At 46.8% G+C, this 1245-nt stretch carries 2 protein-coding genes; both read left to right on the top strand.

Going from position 1 to position 1245, the window contains the following annotated elements; all coding sequences use genetic code 11:
* The first annotated feature begins 62 nt into the window (after positions 1 to 62).
* On the top strand, positions 63 to 329 hold the full coding sequence (locus tag CRJ00_RS19420; protein WP_185218669.1) for a transposase: 267 nt from the start codon (positions 63 to 65) through the stop codon (positions 327 to 329).
* Entirely contained in the window at positions 314 to 1153 is an 840-nt protein-coding gene (locus tag CRJ00_RS18075; protein WP_373560888.1) for an IS3 family transposase, read from the top strand. Before CRJ00_RS19420 ends, CRJ00_RS18075 begins: the two co-directional genes overlap by 16 nt.
* Positions 1154 to 1245: the final 92 nt, after the last annotated feature.

Here is a 1245-nt window from a genome sequence, read left to right as displayed (position 1 = left end):
TGTAACCCTCCCGAAAATTCGGACTGTCTGAAACGCGAAAATTCGTAACTTAGAACAGTACAATGAAAAAGACAAGAATCAGCGAGAGCCAGATTGTTTCTGCGATCAAGCAACATGAATCGGGTAAAAGCACTTCGGACATCTGCAGGGAGTTGGGTGTCCACCAAGCAACCTTTTACACTTGGAAGAAGAAGTATTCCGGGATGGACAGCCAAGAGCTGCGCCGTATGAAGGAACTGGAGGAAGAGAACCGCCGTCTCAAGCAGATGTATGCGGACCTCGCCCTGGACCACAAGATCCTCAAGGACGTACTATCAAAAAAGTTCTAAGGCCCTGCCAGCGCAAGGATATGGCTGCTTATGTTATTTCTATGCACCAGATCAGCATCAGCAGGGCCTGCAAGGTTGTCAACCTGCCGAAGTCGATGTATTATTACAGGAACAGGAAGGACGACAGCGAAACGATAGCGAAGCTCCGAGAGCTGGCCGATCGGTATCCAACCGAAGGACAGGACCTTTACTATTCACGTATCCGACATGAGGGACTGAAGTGGAACTACAAACGAATCCGCAGGGTGTATCAACTCTTGGGGATGAACCGTCGCAGAAAGACCAGGAGACGACTTCCAGCCCGGGTAAAGCAACCGTTATCGATTCCAGAAAGGCCGCTTAAAACATGGTCTCTGGACTTTATGAGCGACGTACTGACCAATAAGCGCAAGTTCAGGACCCTGAACATCATTGATGACTTTAACAGGCGGGCCATCGCTATTGAAGTTGCGCACAGTATGCCAGCAAACAACGTAACCTATCTATTGGATCGCATCATAAAAGAGCAGGGAAAACCTTCACGTTTCCGTACGGATAACGGCCCTGAATTTATCAGTAGGGAATTTCGAGATTGGTGTGCTGGCAAAGAAATAGAGATACAGTACATTCAACCAGGCAGGCCGATGCAAAACGGTTACATTGAACGTTTCAACCGCACATTTCGGGAAAGTATCCTGGATGCCTACCTCTTTGAAGATACACAGCAAGTACAGATACTTGCAGAAGAATGGATTCAGGATTACAACTACAAAAGACCACATGAGTCATTGGGAGGAAAGACACCAATGGAATACGATGCCCTGCCGGCGGCATGTTATCAATAGGTCAACTTTAAAAAAGATTGACCTATTGATAACAACTATTTTTAAATTTGAAAACTCGCCTGGATGCCAGTCCGAAAATAGGGAGGGTTACA

It is taken from the genome of Sphingobacterium sp. 1.A.4 (assembly GCF_002734245.1).
In the GTDB taxonomy this organism is placed as follows: domain Bacteria; phylum Bacteroidota; class Bacteroidia; order Sphingobacteriales; family Sphingobacteriaceae; genus Sphingobacterium; species Sphingobacterium tenebrionis.
Note: the sequence above shows the minus strand (reverse complement) of the source record. Positions and strands in the feature narration are given on the sequence as shown.